The sequence below is a fragment of the Pirellulales bacterium genome (assembly GCA_019636335.1).
In the GTDB taxonomy this organism is placed as follows: Bacteria; Planctomycetota; Planctomycetia; order Pirellulales; family JAEUIK01; genus JAHBXR01.
On the sequence record JAHBXR010000002.1, the window covers coordinates 308,953 to 326,740 of the forward strand.

General features: G+C 64.5%; 10 protein-coding genes. 6 read left to right on the plus strand and 4 right to left on the minus strand.

The features are described from left to right. Positions 1 to 155 precede the first annotated feature (155 nt). Positions 156 to 1,472, minus strand: coding sequence for a PQQ-binding-like beta-propeller repeat protein (locus KF708_03400; GenBank protein MBX3411742.1), 1,317 nt, complete (start codon positions 1,470 to 1,472; stop codon positions 156 to 158). Between the two features lie 227 nt (positions 1,473 to 1,699). On the opposite strand from KF708_03400, the gene KF708_03405 reads away from it, so the two are divergent. Both KF708_03405 and KF708_03410 read left to right on the plus strand, forming a co-directional pair. Beyond that, complete coding sequence (locus KF708_03405; protein ID MBX3411743.1) at positions 1,700 to 4,732, plus strand: c-type cytochrome; 3,033 nt, start codon at positions 1,700 to 1,702, stop codon at positions 4,730 to 4,732. Positions 4,733 to 5,175: 443 nt separating this feature from the next. Further along, positions 5,176 to 6,180 carry a hypothetical protein gene (locus tag KF708_03410; GenBank protein ID MBX3411744.1) on the plus strand — a complete coding sequence of 335 codons (1,005 nt, stop codon included), beginning with the start codon at positions 5,176 to 5,178 and terminating at the stop codon, positions 6,178 to 6,180. 24 nt (positions 6,181 to 6,204) lie between these two features. Here KF708_03410 and KF708_03415 read toward each other — a convergent pair whose 3' ends face one another. After that, positions 6,205 to 6,597 (minus strand): cupin domain-containing protein, encoded by a 393-nt coding sequence (locus tag KF708_03415; GenBank protein ID MBX3411745.1) that lies wholly within the window; start codon positions 6,595 to 6,597, stop codon positions 6,205 to 6,207. Between the two features lie 526 nt (positions 6,598 to 7,123). Here KF708_03415 and KF708_03420 point away from each other — a divergent pair. Further along, on the plus strand, positions 7,124 to 7,969 hold the full coding sequence (locus KF708_03420; GenBank protein MBX3411746.1) for a hypothetical protein: 846 nt from the start codon (positions 7,124 to 7,126) through the stop codon (positions 7,967 to 7,969). A gap of 339 nt (positions 7,970 to 8,308) precedes the next feature. On the opposite strand, the gene KF708_03425 is transcribed toward KF708_03420, so the two are convergent. Next, a complete protein-coding gene (locus tag KF708_03425; protein ID MBX3411747.1) occupies positions 8,309 to 9,493 on the minus strand; it encodes a hypothetical protein in 1,185 nt (394 codons plus the stop codon). A 270-nt stretch (positions 9,494 to 9,763) separates the two neighbouring features. Here KF708_03425 and hemE point away from each other — a divergent pair, with 270 nt between their 5' ends. Both hemE and hemG read left to right on the plus strand, forming a co-directional pair. Next, positions 9,764 to 11,725: a uroporphyrinogen decarboxylase gene (gene hemE / locus KF708_03430; protein ID MBX3411748.1), complete on the plus strand. Its 1,962-nt coding sequence runs from the start codon at positions 9,764 to 9,766 to the stop codon at positions 11,723 to 11,725. Between the two features lie 41 nt (positions 11,726 to 11,766). After that, positions 11,767 to 13,182, plus strand: a complete 1,416-nt coding sequence (gene hemG, locus KF708_03435) for a protoporphyrinogen oxidase (GenBank protein MBX3411749.1) — start codon at positions 11,767 to 11,769, stop codon at positions 13,180 to 13,182. A gap of 11 nt (positions 13,183 to 13,193) precedes the next feature. Here hemG and KF708_03440 read toward each other — a convergent pair whose 3' ends face one another. Beyond that, complete coding sequence (locus KF708_03440) at positions 13,194 to 14,270, minus strand: LOG family protein (protein ID MBX3411750.1); 1,077 nt, start codon at positions 14,268 to 14,270, stop codon at positions 13,194 to 13,196. Positions 14,271 to 14,589: 319 nt separating this feature from the next. Between KF708_03440 and KF708_03445 the strand changes: the two genes are divergently transcribed. Beyond that, positions 14,590 to 17,727: a PKD domain-containing protein gene (locus tag KF708_03445; protein MBX3411751.1), complete on the plus strand. Its 3,138-nt coding sequence runs from the start codon at positions 14,590 to 14,592 to the stop codon at positions 17,725 to 17,727. Positions 17,728 to 17,788: the final 61 nt, after the last annotated feature.

The window sequence follows — 17,788 nt, forward strand, 5'->3', positions numbered from 1 at the left end:
TGATACCGACTTGCCCTGTTGGATAAGCGACAGAATCTGCCGCCGGACTTCTTCTGGTGTGTGCCTCCACCAGGGAACTTCCCGATTCAATCGCCCAGGGTCGATCGTATAACTCGCACTCATTGATCTGCTACCCGAAACCGAACAAATCACACTCAGTTCTTCCCCACACGATCCTCCAACCGGTACAGATGCGTCGGCGTGCGGACGAACAACGCCCTTCCCGATACGGCGGGCGAAGCATAAAGTCCTGTTTCCAGTTCATTCGTCGCTAGCACCTCGAACTCGTCTCCCGTCTTGATGACGTTCGTCTGCCCCTCTTGATCGAAGAAGTAGATCCGCCCATCCGCGTGAATCAACGAGGCCGAGAAGTTGCCCCCGAGCCGTTCGCGCCAGAGTTCTTCTCCCGTCTCGGTGCTCACGCACGAGGCGACCCCCATGTCGTCGACCATGTAGAGCCGGTGGTCAACGATGACAATCGACGAACGCTTCGGCACGGCTCGCTTCTGCTTCCAGACGACGTGCGACGAGTCGAGCACACCCGCTCCGTCGGGCTTGATCGCCCACAACTCACCCCCAGAGCCGGTCGAAAAGTAGATCAAACCATTGTGCAGCACCGGCCGGCAGGCCCCCGAGTGGCTCCCCACAAAGTCGACGCGCCATTGTTCCTGGCCGTCGCGCGGGCTGTAGCCGTAGAGGGCCATCGAGCCGAGGCTCACCAGCAGCGGTTCGCCCTGCACGTCGATCACGATCGGCGTCGAGTACGCCTTGCGCATGTCTCCTTCGAGCTTGATCTGCCCGGTGGCGGCGTCGACGTCGTCGTAGTTCACTGTACGATCGGTGCGCCACAGCGTCTCGCCCGTCTGCTTGTCGAGCGCCACGACGTACTGCAGATCGCTACCGTCGAAGTGCAGGATCAGGCGATCCTCGAACAGCATGGGCGACGAGCCCGGCCCACGAAAATGATTGCAGACGAAATCGGTCCGCTGCCACAGCACGTCGCCGGTCGCCGCGTCGAGGCAGGCGTTGTAGGGCGAACCGAAGCTGACGTAGAGCCGGCCATCTTCGATCACGGGGGACGGCGAGGCGTACGAATTGAAGGGATGGCAATACTGCGGCAGCACCACCGTGTGCAGCAGCTTATCGTAGATCACCTCGCCGGTGTTCTTGTCGAGCGCGACGACCGAGAGACGCGTCCCCTCGGGATTCGCGTTCGTCAGATAGACGCGGTCTTCCCAAACGACGGGCGACGACCAGGCCTTGCCTTCGACCGGGGTCTTCCAGACGACGTTTTCCGTCTCGCTCCACTTGATGGGCAGCTTCGCTTCGTCGGCGCGTCCTTGATCGGTCGGCCCACGAAAATTCGTCCAGTTGTCGACGCCGAGCGCCGTGGCGGCCGAGTTGCCAAGCAACAACATCAGGGCAGCGACGGTGCAGCGGAAAGCGGGCCGGGGAATGAAGTGGTTCATCATAGCCGAAGATTCACCGAGGATCGGGATGCATGCGTCGAGCAATGGCCCGATTATACGCAGCAAGATCCGCGATCATCCACCGCCTCGCCAACCTGGCAAACTTGCAAAGTCGATTCCACGAGTCTCGTCCTCGACTGCCGGTTATACTGGCCGGCTATCTGATAGCACGAGGCACCGGGTCGAACCCCAGTGGTTGTGGGTCCAGCACAATGCACACGCGCAAGGCGATGGCTGTTATCTCTGGTTTCGCCGTCGGTCTCCTGCAAGCGATCGGGTCGGGAGCTTGCGCCGATGACTTTCCGCAGCCGTACAACTCAGAAAAAGCCACGACGGCCCCCATGCCCCCTGAGGAAGTGGTCCGCACGGCGAAGCTGCCGCCCGGCTTCAAGCTCTCCGTCTTTGCCGCCGAACCGGACGTGCAGAACCCGATTGCCATCACGACCGACGAACGGGGCCGCCTGTGGGTGGCCGAGAACTATACCTGGTCGGGGGCGAGCTTTGGCAACTACGACACCTCGTTGAAAGATCGCATCGTCATCCTCGCCGACCGCGATGGCGATGGTCGGCACGACCAACGCACCGTGTTCTGGGATCAGGGGCACAAAGTCACCAGCGTCGAAGTGGGCTACGGCGGCGTCTGGGTACTCGCGTTGCCCAACCTGCTGTTCATTCCCGACGCCAATCGCGATGACGTGCCCGATGGCCCACCGCGGATCGTGCTCGAGGGGCTCGACGAGCAGGCCGTGGGTCACACGCCGGCGAATGGCTTGAAGTGGGGACCCGATGGCTGGCTCTACGCGCGGCACGGCATCCAGGCCACGTCGCGCATCGGCGCCCCCGGCACGAGCGACTCACAACGCGTGGCGATCAACACCGGCGTCTGGCGATACCATCCCACGCGACGCACCGTCGAGACCGTCCTGCACGGCATGACCAATTCCTGGGGCTTCGATTACGACGCACAGGGCGAGATGTACGTCATCAATACGGTCATCGGCCATCTGTGGCACCTGGTGCCGGGCTCGCACGTCGAGCGGATGTATGGCATCGATCTCAACCCGCACGTCTACAGCCTGATGGCTCAGGCGGCCGATCACGTCCATTGGGATACCGGCGAGAAGTGGAACGACATTCGTCACGGAATCACCGATAAAACCAACGCGGCCGGCGGCGGCCATGCTCATATCGGCCTGATGATCTATCAGGGAGACAACTGGCCCGCCGAGTATCGCGGTCGCGTCTATACGCTCAACCTGCACGGGCAACGCATCAACAGCGATATTCTCGAGCCCGCCGGCGCCGGCTTCACCGCCAAGCATGGGCCCGATCTTTGCTTTATCGCCGATCCCTGGTATCGGGGCATGGATCTCATCACCGGCGCGGATGGTGGCGTCTTCATCGCCGATTGGTCCGACACGGGCGAGTGCCACGATCACGACGGCGTCCACCGCACGAGTGGCCGCATCTACAAACTTACCTACGAGACGCCTCCCGCGCTCGCCGCATTCGATCTCGCGCAACGGACGAATCTTGAACTGTGCGAGCAATTCACCGCGGCCAATGCCTGGTGGCCGCGCCAGGTGCTGCAACAGTGGCGGGCGCGCGCGGCCTCCGGCCAGAAGATGTCCGATGTCGCCGCGTGGTTGAACGCCCTGCCGGCCCAGGAAGGCGATACGGCCCAACGCCGTTTGCAACGCCTCTGGGGGCTCGCCGCGATCGACCAACTCGACGAACCGCAGTTGCTCGCCGCGCTCGACGATCCGGCGCCCGAGGTTCGCGCCTGGGGCGTGCGTCTGCTGGTCGATTCGTCTACGCCGGAGAGCCCTGGTCTCTCGCCAGCGGCGCAACAGGCGCTCGTGCGCCATGCGCGGCACGATCCGGCCGGTATCGTGTCCTTATATCTGGCCTCTGCCTTGCAGCGACTGCCGGTCGTCGATCGCTGGCCCCTGGCCGAGGCCCTGGCCCGTCGCGGCGATTGGGCCCAGGATCGCCTGCTTCCGCACCTGCTGTGGTATGGCATCGAGCCGGCCGTGCCGCGCGATCCCTCGCGAGCGATCGCCCTGGTGGCGTCGTCTCCGGTGGGGCTCTTGCGCCGCCATGTTGCCCGCCGCCTCACGGTCGAGATCGAAAGCCAGCCTCAGGCGGTGGCCGACTTGCTGGCCTTGGCCCAGCAGGATCCTGCAAGTGCGCGGTCGGGAGACATCGTTGCGGGCATGGCCGAGGCGCTGCGCGGCTGGCGTCAGGCCCCGGCGCCGGCCGATTGGCCGACGATTACCGATCGGCTGGCGCAAGGTGCGCCCCCCGAAGCGATTCGCGCCTTGCAGGAGCTCAATGTCGTTTTCGGCGCTGGTCGCGCGCTCGACGACTTGCGCACCACCATCCTCGACGCCGCCGCCGAACCCGCCGCGCGACAGCAGGCGTTGCGGGCACTGCTGGCCGGACGCCCCTCCGATGCCGTACCGATGCTGCACGACTTGCTGGGCGATCGAGCGGTGCTGACCGAAGCATTGCGCGGCTTGGCCCTCTACGATCATCCGGACACGCCGGCGCAGATCGTCGGGCACATCAACTACTACACGCCCGAGGCACGCCGCGAGATGGTCAACACGCTCGCTTCGCGCCCCGCTTATGCCCGCGCGCTCCTTGACGCGGCGGCCAGCGGGCAGATCGCCACCGATGAGATTTCGGCCTTTCATGCGCGGCAGATGCGAGCCTTTGAAGACGAGGAACTGACGGGCCGCCTGACCGAGGTCTGGGGCGAGGTGCGCACCTCGGCCGCGGAAAAACGCACCATGATCGAAGAGTGGCGCTCGCGCTTGTCGAGTGATTTTCTGGCATCGGCCAATCCTCAGGCCGGTCGCGCGCATTTCAATAAATTGTGCGCCAACTGCCACGTGCTGTTCGGCGTCGGCCGCAAGCTGGGACCCGATCTCACCGGTTCGAACCGCAAGAATCTCGACTACCTGCTCGAGAACGTGCTCGACCCCAGTGCCAGCGTCGGCACGGACTTCCGCGCGGTGAACATCGCACTCGCCGACGGTCGCCTCATCTCGGGCGTCCTTAGCCAACAGACCGAACGCACCCTGACACTGCAAACCGCCCAGGAAGCGGTCACGATCGATCGCACCGAGATCGACGAGCTGGCCACAAGCGATAACTCGATGATGCCCGACGGATTGCTGCAGAACTTGTCCGCCGAAGAGGTCCGCGATCTGTTCGCTTACTTGATGTCGCTCGAGCAGGTGTCGCTGGCCGATTGACGGGCAGCGGGGCAGCGGCGTACCACTCTTTTGTACTAAAGGCGAGGTGCTAGCGACATTTTCTGGTCGTATGGCATTACCAAATTTTGCCCGGCGATCCCGTCGTGCGGGGGGGAATGCCAGAAAACTCCAGCACGAGGGTCTCTTTTCGGCCCATTCCCAATTGCATCCCTGCCGAGTGGCGTTATCTTGGACATGGGCTTGGCTTGGGTAACCTTGCCTTGTCCGCGGCCGCTGGTCCCTGCCCCACCAGCGGCCGTTTTTTTTTGCGCTCTGCGCTGGCGATCCGTCTGCCCCCGCGGCGGTCGCTCGTCCCATCGCGCGACTCCCCCAGTAGTCCGGCCGTATTGCCCCTTGCCGACGCCGAAAACCGTTCTTTTGGCAAGCTGCTACTCCTGCTAACATTCCGCTCCCCGGGATGTCGTAACTCAGGAGGACGAACGATGCTCCGTCAGCTAGCACCGCGCGCCGTGGCGTTCCTCGCCCTTGGGCTGACATCGAGCGCTGCCAGCACGTGGCACGTCGCGGCCGAAGACGTGCGCATCCTGTTCGACGTGCCCGACAAGATCGAGTGCCACGACGTCACGCCCGAAAAATGTGCGGCGACGCACCCCCACCTCAAGGTCATCGAGGCCAAGTTTCGCGTCTCGGCCAGCGTGGCGGCGGGCACCGAGGCCGAGGTCGTCGACTTCACCTACATGATCAGCAGTCCCAAGCTACGTCTGAAGATCCTCGACTTCCTGCCCAACACCACGCTCGAAAGCCGCTACACCGACGACCGCATCGTCGTCGCCGACATCATCGAGGAGAGCGACGCCAAGAGCATCGACGCGCAGGTCGGCTACTCGATCTTCTCCTTGAACGCGGTCAAGAATCAGCTCAGCCGCAAGACCGAGCAGAATCAGTATGAACGCATCGCCCCCAAGGCCCTGGTGCTGGCCAGCGGCACGATGAATCGAGGGCACGGCGTCTTTTTCAAGCTGCGCCCCTCGAACGCCGCTTCCCTCGAAGGCTCGAAAGAATTCAGCTTTCTCGCCATCGTGCCACGGGCGTGGCGCGCCGATTGGTGTACGTTCGTTTGCACCGCCCGGGCCAGCAAGAAATCGATCGTCGGCAACGCCGTCTGCAATGCCGGCGTCTGCAAGGCGGATGTGGGCCTTTATCTCTTGGGCGATCGCGAAGGGAGCAAGCTCTCCGACCGGCTCTGCGCCCTGCAGCAAGAGAACGACGGTCTGCTGGCCAAGCACTTTGCGGCCGAGACCGCTCGCGCCATGCAAGAATTGCAGGAATGCCCCTCGGCGCTGCAACTGGTCGGACGATTCGACGAAGTGTTTCAGGACCTGGCCAAGCGGGCCTACTACACGAAGCCGATCGACAAGAAGCTGGAAGAGGCCCGGCAATCGGTCCAACTGGTCGAAGAAGACCTGGGCCGGCTCAGCGGCGCTTAGAGCAATGATGCTTAGGCAGTCGGTTCAGTCGAACCACTCGTCGGCCGGATCGAACTTCGGATAGACGATGTTCAGCACGCGCATCCGGCCGAGGGCCCGGTGGCGCACGCCCGGCCGAATCATGATGCACATGCCCGGCCGCACGGGAACGATCTCGTCGTCGAGCTGCATCCGGGCATCTGGCCCGCACTCGAGGAAGTAATAGGTCTCGGTGAGCCCCTTGTGATAGTGGAGCCGCGCGTCGAGCGAAATGTCGACCTGGTGGATCGAGCCTGGAAAATCTGCCACTTCGACCAGCGCCCGGCGACTGGTACCGCAGGGGCAGGAGACCCCAACGAGCTGGGCAAAGTCGATCATCTCCCAGCCTGTGCGGTGGGGTTCATCCTGCGAGGGAGGGGTGGGCGAGAGGGTGGCCATAGGCTTTCACCATACCTAAGTGGCCCGCCCGAGGCCAATTCGGGCGGAAATTCTGCCTGGGCTATGGTCTAGGAAAACCTTAGGGCTCCCCTAGAGGCCGCAAGGTTTGGCCAACTTACGAGCGCGGCAAAGTCTTCGTAACAAGAGCGGTAAATCATTTGTAGAAAATTACTTCCGAGCCCTCAAGGCCCTCTCCAAACGCGGACGATACGCTATCTGTCCCTCGTAGAGGAACGCGTGCCGGCCACGGCACGAGACAGATAGCGCCAGGGACTGCGTCCCCGAATCGAGCCGAAGGATCGGCTCAGCAGCTTTGGCGCGATACGACGGCCGAACTGCGGGTTTCGACCCACCATCCCCACCCGACGCCTTCCCTCAGCACACCGATTGCCGTTCTCACCCGTTGAGAACCCTGCCTGAAGTCAGAAGCACCTGCTTGCGCCGACCCGGCACAAGTCGCTTCGAAATTGGCCTGCGTCAGAGTGGGGATGCGCTACCCCAGTTCTATTTAAGGAGACGTTGCTCGATGAAATGGCACATGGTCTTGGGAGCGCTGGTGATCAGCGCCGGGTTGTGTACCCAGAGCTTCGGCTTCGAGCTGCTCGATCGCATGCTTGGCCTGCACCACCACGGTGGCTGCGGATCGAGCTGCTGCGAACCGAGCTGCTGCGAAGCGTCCGCCTGCTGCGAGCCGAGCTGCTGCGAGGCCGCGGACTGCTGCGGAGCGAACGATTGCTGCGGTGGCAATGCCTGCTGCGAGCCGAGCTGCTGCGAAGCGGATAGCTGCTGCGGTGGCGACTCGTGCTGCGGCAACGCCTGCGAGCCGAGCTGCTGCGAAGCCGCCTCGTGCTGCAAGAAGTCGTGCTGCAAGAAGCACTGCGATCTGTTCGGCGGCCTGCGTGGTCTGTTCGATTGCAACAAGTGCTGCAAGAAGTCGTGCTGCGAGCCGAGCTGCTGCGAAGCGGCTAGCTGCTGCGGTGGCGACTCGTGCTGCGGCAACGCTTGCGAGCCGAGCTGCTGCGAAGCCGCCTCGTGCTGCAAGAAGAGCTGCTGCAAGAAGCGCTGCGGTGGTCTGCTCGACCTCTTCGCCTGCAAGAAGTCTTGCTGCAAGAAGAAGTCGTGCTGCGAGCCGAGCTGCTGCGAAGCCGCTAGCTGCTGCGGTGGCGACTCGTGCTGCGGTGGCGACACCTGCTGCGGCGGCAATAGCTGCTGCGGTGGTCACTCCGGCGAAGCGGCTCCCGCCGCCGCTGGTGACGATTCGGCCCCCATGCCCCCCGCTCCCATGGCTGATCCTTCGGCCTCGGTCCAGGGCAAGCGTCGCATCGTCAACACGAACGCCAACCACACGGTCGTTCGTCGTCACTATCGCTAGTCTGTAGTCACTTATCCGTCGGTCTGCCCGGGCTGCCAGTAGCCCGGGCAGGCCACGGTCGTTTTCGCGGCCGGTGACCGCTCTCCGCTCGCACGGAGCCGACGCCGGGGAGGCACGAGAACGACACCCCACGAGATTCGATTGAACGAACTGGCTGGGTCGAAACCCGTGGACCGCCGACAGGCGTAGCACGGCGGCCACAAGGCACGAAGCGGGACCACGATGGATTCCGCTCCGCGCCGCACGACATGAGACGACTACGCATAACAGGCGGTCTGGCCCTCGTGGTCCGGCCGCCTGTTTCTTTGGTGCGCGTGCCGTTTGCCGGGCGAACGGGCGCTATCGCGGCGCGCGTGCTTCGTGCTCGCGCTGCGCCAGCGCCGCGGCAAAGCTGAGCAGATCGCTCCGCTCGCGACTCGAAGACAAGACCGGCTCGTAGCAGCGTGCCAGCCGGGCGAGCTCGAGCGCCCCGGGGGCAAAACGTGCCGTCGGCAGCCCTGGCGGGAGCAGCACCAGCGAGGCCTCGAGCGCCGCTTCGCGCCGCCCCAGGCGCAGCAGGAGCACGATGTACACCTCGGCCGGAAACGTGCCGCGCTGCTCGGCGGGGGCCTCTTCGGCCCGCGCACGAAAGTAGGCGACCGCCTCTTCCACCGCGTGGCCCAACTGTGCCCCGAAGAATCGTCCGTGGGCGACGTACGCCTCTTCAAAAGGCGGTTCCCCGGCGAACTGGTAGAGGGACGATAGCCGGCGACCATACTCGGTGAGCTGCCACGCGAGGTCGATCGATTCGCGGTCCTCGACCAGCCGCGCAAAGCGGACCGTCGCGTGCAGGTGCGACGTGTCGAGATGGTAGTTGTCGTCGGCGAGCAACTCGTCGTGCCCGGTGAGCAACTCCACCAGCGAACCCTCCTCGCGCGCCGCGATTCCGCGCCGTTCGAGATCGGCCAGCACGTTGGCGCGCAGGTCGCGATAAACGCGCCGGATCAGGATGCCGACCAACGCCTGCTGTTGCGGTCGGGGGCGCTCGAAGACGATGCCCTCGAGCATGGTGATCGCGTTGCAGGTGCCGTAATGATCGAGCACGAGCCGGTAGCCCAGCTCCGGATGAACTCCTTCGTGCAAGGCCACTTCGACCAGCGGTTCGAGCTGCTGGCGCTCGAGCAGATCGTCGGCCTCGGCCAGTCGGTCTAGCGCGGCGGCGACCGTCGCGCGATCCCCCGTGGGACGCAGATACATCCACGCCTCGCGGACGAGACCTTCCTCGAGCAGACGCTGGCCCACTTCGCGGCAGGCCTCGACGTAACGCTCCTCGAGCTGCGTGCGTTCCGCCTCGGGCAGCTCGTCGAGCGAGCCTGCGAGAATCGGCGGCAGGCCAAGCTCGTGCCGTGCCGCCAACAGCCGGGCGTCGAACAGCTCGTGAAAGCGCTTTTCCACCGCCAGTTCGTCGGCGAGCCGTGCCAGCATCGGACCGGTCCCCTCGGCAGCCAGGGTTTGTTCCAGTCGCTCAAACGTGCGGTCCGACATGATCTCTCATCGGGCGAGGACAGGGCATTCGCGAAACGACCAATCGTAACAAAGCAACCACCCCCACACTACAGTCCGGTATCTTCCCCTTTTGAACCATCCCCTTGCCGAGTAGCATGAATCTAGCACGTTCCGCCACGGCGCCGTCGACGAGCCATCGCCCAACTACGGACGCTCGATCGAGCGAGATCGGAAGTTTCGCCGGAGTCGCCGGCCGTGCCGACCGGAAGAGTTTCCTCGTGACTTCCTCTCAACGATGCAGGCCCTCCTTTGTCCGCGCCCACCACTGATCTTGCCGGTCTGCGAGTCGCCGCCTTCGAGAGCCGCCGCGCCGAAGAGATGGCACAGTTGATTCGCCGCTCGGGGGGCGTGCCTGTCATTGGCCCCTCGCTGCGCGAAGTCCCCCTCGACGACCATCGCGAGGCGATCGACTTTGCCAACCTGTTGATCACCGGTCAGATCGACGTGGTGTTGTTCATGACCGGCGTGGGCACGCGATTGCTCGTGTCGGCCGTCGAGCGGCATGTCGATCGGCAACGCTTCTTGCATGCCCTGTCCGATGTGGTCACCGTGGCACGTGGCCCCAAGCCGGTGGCGGCGCTGAAGGAATTGGGCCTCGACCCGACGCATCGCGTGCCCGAGCCCAACACCTGGCGCGAACTGTTGCAAACGCTCGACACGGCGGTGCCGCTGGCGAATCAATCGGTCGCCCTGCAGGAGTACGGTCAGCCGAACCCGAGCCTGATTGCCGGCCTCGAGGCCCGCGGCGCACGCGTCACGTGCGTGCGTGTCTACCAGTGGGATCTGCCCCTCGATACCGCGCCGCTCGAGCAGACGCTTCGCGAGATCGTGGCCGGTCGGATCGACGCGATGCTGTTCACGTCGGCGCAGCAGGTCGTACACGTCGAGCAGCTTGCCGCGCGGCTGGGGTTCGCCGACGAGTTGCGCGCGGCGCTCGATCGCGTGCTGGTCACCTCGATCGGCCCGACGACCAGCGAGACCTTGCGCCAACGGGACTGGCCCGTCGATCTCGAGCCCGAGCATCCCAAGATGGGGCACCTGGTCGTCGCCCTCACGCGCCACGCCGCCGAGCTGCTCGCGCGCAAACGTCGGCTGGCTGCCGAAATGAAATCGCTGGCGTCATCGCCCCGCGTCCGCGATGCGTCGCTCGCCGCCGATCGGCCACGCCGCGCCTGGGACGACAGTGTTTTTCTTCGAGCCTGCCGGCGCGAACCCACCGAGCGCACGCCGATCTGGCTGATGCGCCAGGCCGGCCGCTATCTGCCCGAGTATCGCGAGATCCGCTCGAAGACGACCTTCCTCGAGTTGTGCAAGAATCCTGGCCTTTCGGCCGAGGTGATGATTCGCACGGTCGAGCGGTTGGGGGTCGATGCGGCGATCATCTTTTCCGATCTGTTGCCCATTCTCGAGCCGATGGGTTTCGAGCTCGAGTTCTCGGCCGGCGAAGGGCCCGTCATTCACAATCCGCTCCGCGAGGGGGATGACGTCGAGCGGATGATCGAGCTCGAGAGTGTCGAGGCGCTCGACTTCGTCATGCAGACGGTGCGTGAGACGCGAGCCGGCCTGCCCGAACTCATCCCGGTGATTGGCTTCGCCGGCGCGCCCTTTACGCTGGCCAGTTATGCCATCGAGGGGGGCGCGAGCCGCTCGTACCTCCACACGAAGACCCTGATGTATCGCGACCCCGGCGCCTGGCACGAGTTGCTGGGCCGGCTTGCTCGCGGCGTCACGCGCTATCTGAATGCCCAGCTCGCCGCGGGCGCTCAAGCCGTGCAGATCTTCGATAGTTGGGTGGGCTGCCTCGGTCCCGACGACTATCGACAGTACGTGCTACCCCACACCCGCGCGATCATCGACGGCATCACGCCCGGCGCGCCGGTGATCAACTTTGCGACGGGCAATCCCGCGCTGCTGCCCCTGCTGGCCGAAGCGGGGGGCGACGTGATCGGTATCGATTGGCGCATCTCGCTGGCCGAGGCCTGGAAGGCCGTTGGGCCGCAACACGCCGTGCAGGGCAATCTCGATCCGCTCGTGCTGCTGGCCACGCCCGAGGAGATTCGCCGCCGCGCGGGCCTCATTCTCGATCAGGCGGCCGGCCGGCCCGGACACATCTTCAATCTGGGGCATGGCGTCTTGCCGCAGACTCCCGTCGAGCACGTGCTCGCGCTCATCGAAGCCGTCCGCGAGCTCAGTTCTCGTCCTCTCCGCTAACCCGATCGGCCCCTGCGGCCGCGCCAAACTTGCCAACCGCCGTGCGAAAGGTCGTCGTCCTCGGGGGCGGAATCACGGGGCTCGCCGCTGCGCATCGCGTACACGAGCTCGCGCCCCACGTCGAGGTCGTGCTCGTCGAAGCCGCGGCACGCGTGGGTGGCGTGCTCGAAACCAAGTACGAGCACGGCTATCTGCTCGAAGCCAGTGCCGACAATTTCATCACCAACGTCCCCTGGGCAATTGATCTCTGTCGTCGCGTCGGGCTGGGCGATGAACTGTTGCAGACGAACGATGCCCAGCGGCGCGCGTTTGTCGTGCATCGCGGAAGGCTTCAGCCGGTGCCCGAGGGGTTTGCGCTCCTGGCCCCCGCGCGGCTCGGTCCGATGTTCACCACGCCGATTTTGAGTCCGGCGGGCAAGCTGCGTCTGGCAATGGAGCGATTCGTGTCGCCGCGGCGCGACCTGGCAGACGAGAGTCTGGCATCCTTCGCGCGCCGTCGCCTGGGACGCGAAGTATTCGAACGCCTCGTGCAACCGCTCGTCGGCGGCATCTACACGGCAGATCCAGAGCGTTTGAGCGTCCAGGCGGCGCTCCCGCGCTTTGTCGAGATGGAGCACAAGTACGGCAGCCTCATTCGCGGCACGCTTGCCGAGCGCCGCGCACGAGGCGCCGCCGGCGAGCACGAAAGCGGCGCGCGCTATGGCCTCTTTGCGGCGCCGCGCGGCGGAATGGAAAGTCTCGTACAGGCCATCGTGGCGCGGCTACCGGCCGCGAGCGTACGGCTGCGGACTCGCGTCGAATCGATCGCGCGGCAAGCAGACGGCGCCTGGCGCGTGGACGTGCTCGACCTGGCAACGTCGCAGCCCGCGCCGATCATCGCCGATGCCGTCGTCGTGGCCTTGCCGGCCCCGGCCGCGTCGCGATTGCTCGCTGCCGTCGATGCGCCGTTGTCCGCCGATCTGCGCACGATCGAATACGCCGGCTGTGCGATCGTCTTGGCCGGTTATCGTCGCGAGCAGTTCGACCAGCCCCCCTCTGGTTTTGGTTTTGTCGTGCCCGAGATCGAACGGCGACAGATCATCGCCTGCAGCTACAGTAGTCAGAAGTTTCCTGGCCGCGCCCCCGAGGGAGAAATCTTGCTGCGCGTGTTTCTTGGGGGCGCCTGCCATCCCGAGATCGAGCAGCTCGACGATGCCGAATTGCAACGCATCGCCACACGCGAGCTGCGCGAGCTCTTGGGCCTGCGCGGCGCGCCCGCGTTCAGCCTCGTGCGTCGCTGGAGCGGCGCCATGCCGCAGTATCACCTGGGGCACGTCGAGCGCGTGGCTCGAATTCTGGAGCGCGCCAGCACGCACCCGGGCTTGGCGCTCGCCGGCAACGCCTATCATGGTGTGGGCGTGCCGAACTGCATTCGCAGTGGCGAGCAAGCGGCCTCGCGAATGCTCGGCAGCGCATAGTCCCCCGGCGTTCAGGTGCGCTCGGCCTCGATCGGCACGGCGCCGCGATTCAAGCAGTCGATCAACTGCCGCAAGCGGCCGAGATTGCGCCGATTGAAGCGGAAGACCAGTCGTGGCAGCTTCGCCAGCGAGGGTTCGTCTTTCTCCTCGGGCAAGGCCTCGCGAACGGTGAACTCCCCCTCGAGCAGAATGTCTTGAAACTGCTCGTTGATCTCCGCGAGCAACTCCGGACCGGGCGCCGATTGCAGACGCAACACCAGCTTGTTCCGCACGTAGCGCATGCTGTGGTAGACGCGGAAGAAATTGATGATTTCCTCCACCGCCTCGTCCACTCGATCGGTCAGCTTGTAGAGCGAGAGATCCTCGGGCGAGATCAGCGCGTGCTTCAGCAGGCATTCGACGACGAACTCGTGCCAGCGCTTCCAGAACGTTCCGCCTGGCTCGTCGAGAAAGACCACCGGCACGATGTCGCGCTTGCCGGTCTGCAGCAGCGTGAGCACCTCGAGCCCTTCGTCGAGCGTGCCAAAACCCCCCGGCAGCAAGCACACGGCATCGCATTCCTTCACGAACATCAGCTTGCGCGTGAAGAAGTACTTCATGTGGACGAGCTTCGGGTCCCCCGCGATGATCGGGTTGGCCTCTTGCTCGAAGGGGAGCATGATGTTGAGGCCCATCGAGTGCTCGCGCCCGGCGCCGACGTGTCCCGCCTCCATGATGCCGCTGGCGGCGCCGGTCACGATCAACCAGTTCTGCTCGGCCATCGCGCGGCCGAAGTCGACCGCTTGCTGATAGCTGGGCACCCCCGGCGGAGTACGAGCCGAACCGAACACGGTCACCTTGCGCACCGAGCGATAGGGGGTGAAGACCTTGAAGGCGTAGCGCAACTCGCGCAACGTGCGGCTCAAGAGCTTCAAGTCGCCACGGCTCGGCTCGTCGCCGGCCAGCTTCTCAGCCGATTCCTTGATTTGCTCGATCAGATCGTTGATGCGACGCCGGCTGACCGCGGGCGTCAATGGATTCGACTCTCCCCCGGGCTCATCAATGGGAGCCGGCGGAACGGGAGGCAAGGTGTTACTCACAGACTTCATTCCTGGACGATACGCCCTCGGCGGCGCGGCAAGCGATGCAAGCTCATGGCCGGTGGCGATTTTCCCCTGGTCGCATCCCCCACGGATACACGCGACCTTCCGCCCCATTATAGGGCGAGCGAGGCCAAAGTGGATTGCAGAAGTGGCCATTTTGGGGGCTTAGGCTGTTTTCTCAGGTTTTTTCTCTCCCTGCCGAACAGGACAATTAGCGAAAAAGCGAAACGATTTCTGATTTCGCGTGTTGTTCAGGTGCATAGCCAGGCAGGAATTGGCTGCCCGAGCGGAGGGGACCCTGTTCGATCGATGCATGGGAGCGCGAATGATGAAGCCTCGTTCCAAGTCAGCAAGTCTCTGGAAGACCACCCGGCGTTCTCCGCGCACGCGTGCTGCGTTGGTGCAGCGTGGACGCCGCCTGGCGGTCGATCAGCTCGAGGAACGGCGACTGCTCGCGGGCATCATCGCGTTCGGCGATAGCTGGGGCGTGGGCATGCGGGCCCCGACCCAGACGATGTCGAACAATCTGCTGGGGGGCCTGCCGGTGTATGGCGAGGCGATCGGTGGCCGGCGCGCCTATCAAGACGCCGATAATCCGGCGAGCGTGATCTCGCGCATCGAAGCGCATCCCAATGCCGACGTGGTGCTCATCTGCCTGGGGGGGAACGATTTTCTGCAGGCCGCACAGAACGGGGGATTCACCCTGGGCGGAGATAACTCGCAGCTCTTCGCGACGATCAAGGAAGATCTCGTCACCGTCATGAATACGATCCTGAATGTACGCCCCGACATTCAGATCCTGTTCGTGGGCTACGACTATCCCAACGTTTGGGACATCGGCACCAACGGCGACCTGATTCGTCTGCTGCTCGGCGTTACCCCCACGAACGATCCTGCGGAACGTCTGCAACAAAGTGGGGTGATCAATGCCGAGATGCGTTCGGGAGAAGTCGAGTTCGAGGATATCGGGCTCGACTCGCGGCGCATTCATTACGTCTCGAATTTCGGTATCGTCTCGACCACGGTCGGTTACACCGGCAACCTGGGTACCTTTTCTGCGCTGGGCGCGTTGGGAAGCCCCACCGGATTTCCGAATCAGGCGTACACCGATTTGCCCGCCCCCATGTCGCACAAGCCAGCGGGAGATGCGATCCACCTGAATGCGGCGGGGTATTCGATCGTCGCCCAGCACGCCTACAACACCTTTTTCAATACGGCCTTCCTGCCGGCCGTCCTCGCGGCCCCCGACGTCGACTTTGGCGCGGTGCGCATCGGCGCGACGGCGACCCAGGACTTGCAGGCCTTCAACATGGGGCCCAACTTCACCAAGTTGGCCAACGTGAGCATTCCCACGATCACCGGCAGCTTCACGGGCAGCGCCGCCTCGCTGGCCTGGCTCTTCAAGGATCCCACGCTCGGTAGCGACAGCGTCACGTCGACCATCAGCTACACGCCGACCGATCGCCTGCCCGACACGCAGCAGGTGACCGTGACGAGTGCCGCGGGCAACAAGATCTCCCAGTTGACGGGCACGGGCGTCGGGCCGATCTATTCGAGCATCAGCTCGCTCGATTTCGGCGTGACCGAGCTTGGCGCCAATACGCCGCTGCCCATCCAGATCTCGAACATCACCACCGATGGCGACCTGGGGGACCTGACCGCGCTGTCGCTCCGTTCGTTCTCCTTCAGTGGTGTGGACGCCTCTTACTTCAGCGTCACGGGCTTTACCCCCGGCATGAAGATCGACGCCGGCTCGCTCGCCTCGCTCACCATCCACGTGCTCCCCACCGCGCCGGTGGGCCTGCGCACGGCCACGCTGACCTTCTCGACCGACGTTGGCGCCGATCTGGGAGCAGCGGGCAGTTCGTACGAAATCGTGCTGTCGGCCGACGTCGTGGCGATTCCGCCCACGGCGATCGCCGGTGGACCCTACACCAGCATCGAAGGCGTGGCCGTGGCGCTGGTGGGAAGTGGCACCGGTGTGATTTCCCTTTACGAATGGGATCTCGGCGACGACGGTTCCTACGATGCGACGGGCAAGAATCTCAACTGGATCATTACCGAAGAGGGCACGTACACCGTCCGCTTGCGCGTGACGGGCCCTGGCGGCGTCGCCACCGATACGGCGACGATCACCATCGGCAATGCCCCGCCGACGGCGAACGTAACGGGGGTCAATGTCTCGCACGTCGGGGTCTCGCAGAACTTCGTGCTGCTGGCCAACGATCCCTCGGCGGCCGACCGTGCCGCCGGTTACACCTTTACCATCGATTGGAACGGAGATGGCGAGATCGACGAAACCGTCGTCGGTCCGAATGGCACGGTGGTCAGTCACACGTTCAACACGCCGGCGTCCTATAACGTACAGGTCCGCGCCACCGACAAGGATGGCGGCGTTAGTGCCCCCGCCACGCGCACCGTACACGTCTGGCGACTCGCGCAGGTCGGCGAAAACATCGAGTGGGAAGGGTCGGGAGGCGCCGACTCCGTCCAGTTCATACAAACCAGCGCGACCGAGGTGGAAGTTCACACTACCAGGATCGGCGGCTTCACGACCAATTTCGTCACGGTATTCACTGGCGTCACCGGCCGTGTGATCGGCAAGGGTCACTCCGGCAACGATGTGCTCGACGCCGCCGCGCTTTCGACCATTTCCGCGACGCTCGAAGGGGGCCGGCACAACGATACGCTCATCGGCGGCGACGCCGACGACATCCTCCGCGGCGAGTTCGTTGGCGCGAAGGGGGATGGCGCCGAAGGGAACGACACGCTCATCGGCGGTCCCGGCAACGACCTGATCGAAGCAGACGGCCTCGAAGGAGGCGAAGACACCGTCTACGGTGGCGCCGGCAACGACACCATCCTGGGCGATGGCAGCGATGGCGCCGAAGGCCGCGCCGATCGTCTTTTTGGCGAGGATGGTAACGACCAGATCTTCGGCCACCATGGCCACGATCTTTTAGACGGCGGCGACGGAGACGACCTGCTTACCGGCGGCGACGGCAGCGAAGGGAACGACACCCTCCTCGGCGGCGCCGGCCACGACGTGCTCAGCGGTGGCTCGGGCAAGGACAGCATCTCGGGAGGGACGGGTAACGATATCCTTATCGGCGGAATGGGACTCGACACGCTGGCGGGAGAAGCGGGCGAAGACCTGTTGATCTCGGACAAGACCATCTTCGACTTGAACGCCGCCGCGCTACTGGCCATTCACAACGAGTGGACTTCGGCGGGGAGCTACGAAGATCGCATCGCGCATCTCACCGGCACGCCCGGCGGCGCGAATGGCACGATCTATCTCATCCCCGGCACCACGCTCTTCGACGACGGCGAAATCGACCATCTCACCGGCGGTGCCACCGATCTCGACTGGTTCCTCTACAACCTGCTCGAGGACATCCTCGCCGATCACGAGCCGGGAGAGACGGAAACCGACACCAGCCTCTTCCCACTGCCCAATTAAGCAGTAGCGTTCGTCGCTCGCGCCCGGCAGCCGGGTCGACACGGCCAAAACCGCGAGTCTG

What these genes read in the sequence shown, in the direction of transcription:
- KF708_03400 (MBX3411742.1), bottom strand. Translation starts at nt 1,472, where the DNA reads ATGATGAACCACTTCATTCCCCGGCCCGCTTTCCGCTGCACCGTCGCT.
- KF708_03405 (MBX3411743.1), top strand. Translation starts at nt 1,700, where the DNA reads ATGGCTGTTATCTCTGGTTTCGCCGTCGGTCTCCTGCAAGCGATCGGG.
- KF708_03410 (MBX3411744.1), top strand. Translation starts at nt 5,176, where the DNA reads ATGCTCCGTCAGCTAGCACCGCGCGCCGTGGCGTTCCTCGCCCTTGGG.
- KF708_03415 (MBX3411745.1), bottom strand. Translation starts at nt 6,597, where the DNA reads ATGGCCACCCTCTCGCCCACCCCTCCCTCGCAGGATGAACCCCACCGC.
- KF708_03420 (MBX3411746.1), top strand. Translation starts at nt 7,124, where the DNA reads ATGAAATGGCACATGGTCTTGGGAGCGCTGGTGATCAGCGCCGGGTTG.
- KF708_03425 (MBX3411747.1), bottom strand. Translation starts at nt 9,493, where the DNA reads ATGTCGGACCGCACGTTTGAGCGACTGGAACAAACCCTGGCTGCCGAG.
- KF708_03440 (MBX3411750.1), bottom strand. Translation starts at nt 14,270, where the DNA reads ATGAAGTCTGTGAGTAACACCTTGCCTCCCGTTCCGCCGGCTCCCATT.
- KF708_03445 (MBX3411751.1), top strand. Translation starts at nt 14,590, where the DNA reads ATGATGAAGCCTCGTTCCAAGTCAGCAAGTCTCTGGAAGACCACCCGG.